Source organism: Ruegeria sp. J8 (assembly GCF_056531925.1).
On the sequence record NZ_JBQFMR010000031.1, the window covers coordinates 1 to 3,837 of the forward strand.

Annotated in this window: 3 protein-coding genes; all 3 read left to right on the forward strand. The window is 61.7% G+C overall.

Going from position 1 to position 3,837, the window contains the following annotated elements:
- On the forward strand, positions 1–474 hold a 474-nt coding region (locus ACR0L1_RS23675; RefSeq protein ID WP_170791789.1), incomplete at its 5' end, for a (2Fe-2S)-binding protein.
- Between the two features lie 54 nt (positions 475–528).
- A complete protein-coding gene (locus tag ACR0L1_RS23680; protein ID WP_480506175.1) occupies positions 529–2,889 on the forward strand; it encodes a xanthine dehydrogenase family protein molybdopterin-binding subunit in 2,361 nt (786 codons plus the stop codon).
- Between the two features lie 103 nt (positions 2,890–2,992).
- The gene (locus tag ACR0L1_RS23685; protein ID WP_170791791.1) at positions 2,993–3,784 is read left to right on the forward strand and encodes an FAD binding domain-containing protein; all 792 of its coding nucleotides are present in this window, start codon (positions 2,993–2,995) and stop codon (positions 3,782–3,784) included.
- Positions 3,785–3,837 lie beyond the last annotated feature (53 nt).

Genomic DNA, 3,837 nt, shown 5'->3' on the forward strand with positions numbered 1-3,837 from the left:
TCGATGACTGTGAACGGCGTAGCTGTGAGCGGTGAAGTTGAGGGACGGACGTTATTGTCTGGCTTTTTGCGTGATCATTTGGGGATGACGGGGACGCATGTTGGGTGTGACACGGCGCAATGTGGTGCGTGTGTTGTGCATGTTGATGGTCAGGCTGTGAAGTCTTGCAACATGCTTGCGCTTGAGGCGGACGGGTCTGATGTTGGCACGATTGAAGGTCAGGCGACTGCGGATGGGTCTTTGAACGTGATCCAGCAGGCGTTTCAGGATCATCACGGTCTTCAGTGCGGGTTCTGCACGCCGGGGATGGTGATGAGTGCGGCGGCCTTGCTGAAGGACAATCCGCGTCCGACCGAGGCCGAGATCCGGCATTATCTGGAAGGCAACCTGTGCCGGTGCACGGGCTATCATAACATCGTCAAGGCGATCATGGCCGCATCGGGTCAGGACGTGAGCAACATCGCTGCCGAATAGGGCGGCGGGCAAGAATTTTCGTCGAAAATTCTTTTCCAGGGAGGAGATCAAGCAATGCCCAAAGACAGTGGCATCGGAGCCAGTTCCAAGCGGCGCGAGGACGTGCGCTTTCTGACCGGAGCGGGCAATTATACCGACGACATCAACGTGGCCGGACAGGCCTATGTGTATTTCCTGCGCTCGGATATCGCGCATGGCCGGATCACCAGCATCGACACCTCGGCCGCTGAGGCCATGCCTGGTGTGGTCAAAGTGTTTACCGGCAAGGATTTCGAAGGGGTGGGTGGCATCCCCTGCGGCTGGGAGGTGACCGACAAGCACGGTGCGCCCATGCAGGAACCGGCGCACCCCATTCTGGCGCAAGGTAAAGTGCGTCATGTGGGCGATCCCATCGCGGCCGTGGTGGCTGACAGCCTGGAACAGGCGCGCGACGCGGCCGAGGCGATCGATCTCGATATCGAAGAACTGCCCGCCGTGATCGACATGAAAGCTGCCGCCCAGGAGGGCGCGACGCTGGTCCATGACGATCTGAAGAACAACATCTGCTATGACTGGCAGCTGGGTGAGGCGGATGACGCTAAGGTCAATGAGGTCTTTGCCAATGCGGCCCATGTGACCACGCTGGATCTGGTGAACAACCGTCTGGTTGCCAACCCAATGGAGCCGCGCGTGGCGGTGGCGGAATACAGCCGCGGGACCGAGGAGTATACGCTCTATACCACCTCGCAGAACCCGCATGTGATCCGTCTGCTGATGTGCGCCTTTGTGCTGGGCCTGCCGGAGCATAAGGTGCGCGTTGTGGCCCCGGATGTGGGCGGTGGTTTTGGCACCAAGATCTTCCATTATGCGGAAGAGGCATTTGTGACCTTTGCGGCCAAGGCCTGCAACCGGCCTGTGAAGTGGTCGGCCAGCCGGTCCGAGGCGTTCATGTCCGATGCTCATGGCCGCGACCATGTCAGCACGATCGAACTGGCGCTGGATGCGGACAATAACTTTGTCGGTCTGCGCACCAACACCTTTGCGAACCTTGGCGCCTATCTGTCGACCTTCTCAAGTTCCGTGCCCACATGGCTGCACGGCACGCTGATGGCAGGCAATTACAAGACGCCGGTCATTCAGGTGAACGTGAAGGCGATGTTCACCAACACGGTGCCGGTGGATGCGTATCGCGGCGCGGGCCGGCCCGAGGCGACCTATCAGCTGGAGCGCGTCGTCGACAAAGCCGCGCGCGAGTTGGGGGTCGATCCCATTGCGCTGCGCCGGCAGAACTTCATCACCCAGTTCCCCTATGACACGCCGGTGGCGCTGACCTATGACACTGGCGATTACAACGGGACCATGGACAAGCTGGAGGCCGCCGCCGATCTGGCCGGCTTTGCCGCGCGGCGCGCGGAAAGCGAGGCCAAGGGCAAGCTGCGGGGCCTTGGGATCAACTGCTATATCGAGGCCTGCGGCATAGCGCCGTCGAACATCGTGGGCATGCTGGGCGCGCGCGCGGGTCTCTATGACGCGGCGACCGTGCGGGTGAACGCCACCGGCTCGATCAGTGTCATGGTCGGTGCACACAGCCATGGACAAGGGCATGAGACCGCCTTCCCGCAGGTTGTGGCCGACATGATCGGCATCGACGAGTCGATGGTCGAGATCGTGCATGGCGACACCTCGAAGATCCCGTTTGGGATGGGCACCTATGGCTCGCGTTCGCTGGCGGTCTGTGGCTCGGCCATGGTCAAGGCCACCGAGAAGGTGATCGACAAGGCCAAGAAGATCGCCGCTCACCTGCTGGAGGCGTCGGAGGCTGATATTGAGCTGAAGGATGGTCAGTTCAGCGTGGCGGGCACCGATAAATCGGTGGCCTGGGGCGATGTGACCCTGACGGCCTATGTGCCGCATAACTACCCGCTGGAGGTCGAGCCGGGGCTGGAGGAGACCGCGTTTTACGACCCGGCCAACTTTACCTTCCCCTCGGGCGCCTATGCCTGCGAGGTCGAACTGGACCCCGAGACCGGCAAGGTCAGCATCGAGGCCTTCACCGCCGCCGATGACTTTGGCAATATCGTCAACCCGATGATCGTGGATGGTCAGGTGCATGGCGGTATCGGTCAGGGTATCGGTCAGGCTCTGCTGGAGAACTGCGCCTATGACGAGAATGGCCAGCTGCTGAGCGCGTCCTTCATGGATTACGCCATGCCGCGCGCCGATGATGTGCCCTTCTACGGCGTGGATCATTCCAGCCAGACGCCATGCACGCATAACCCGCTGGGTGTGAAGGGCTGTGGTGAGGCTGGGGCCATTGGCTCGCCGCCGGCTGTGGTCAATGCGGTTCTGGATGCGATGAACTCGGGCGGCAAAGCGGTGGATCACATCGACATGCCGGTCAGCCCGTCGCGCGTCTGGGCGGCGATGAACAGCTGAGTTGAGAGGGTGGACCGGGGGCCAGCCCCCGGACCCCCGAGGTATTTTTGAACAGAAGAAGGGCGGGGCGTGCCGTGTCCTGATTTTGGAAAGGAAAAGCGGAATGTATAATTTCGAGTTTGAGAAGCCCTCGAGCATCGCCGATGCGGTGGCTGCTTTGGGGGCTGAGGATGCGCAGGCGTTGGGGGGTGGTCAGACGCTGATCCCGACGTTGAAGCAGCGGTTGGCGGCGCCCTCGGCGCTGGTGTCGCTGAGCGGGATTGCCGAGATGCAAGGGGTTTGCATCGAGGATGATGGCTCGGTCGCTATCGGTGGGGCGACGACCCACGCCACGGTGGCGCGCGAGGCGGCGGCAAGCTATCCGGCGCTGGCAGCATTGGCGGGGCAAATCGGGGATCCGGCAGTGCGCAATCGCGGCACCATTGGTGGCTCGGTGGCCAATAACGATCCGGCGGCCTGTTATCCGGCGGGTGTGTTGGGCTCGGGCGCAACTATTGTGACCAATGCGCGGCAGATCGCGGCGGATGATTTCTTTCAGGGCATGTTCACCACGGCGCTGGACGAGGGTGAGATCATCACATCCATCCGCTTCCCGGTGCCGCAGGCGGCGAGCTATCAGAAGTTCCTGCAGCCGGCCTCGCGCTTTGCGTTGGTGGGTGTCTATCTGGCGCGGTTTGCGGATAGTGTCCGCGTGGCCGTGACCGGTGCCAGCGAGGACGGCGTGTTCCGCTGGTCTGAGGCCGAGGAAGCCCTGACAAAAGAGTTCCGCGCCGACGCGCTGATGGGTCTCAAGGTGAACCCGATGAACATGATCGGCGATCTGCATGGCAGCAAAGACTACCGCGCGCATCTGGTCAGCGTCATGACCAAACGCGCCGTACAAGCCTGCGCGTAACCGCCTAGACAAACGAACCCAAAAGCCCCGCAACAAAAGCGGGGCTTTTTTAT

Coding starts and splice junctions, on each gene's coding strand:
- ACR0L1_RS23685 (WP_170791791.1), top strand. CDS start 2,993: ATGTATAATTTCGAGTTTGAGAAGCCCTCGAGCATCGCCGATGCGGTG.
- ACR0L1_RS23680 (WP_480506175.1), top strand. CDS start 529: ATGCCCAAAGACAGTGGCATCGGAGCCAGTTCCAAGCGGCGCGAGGAC.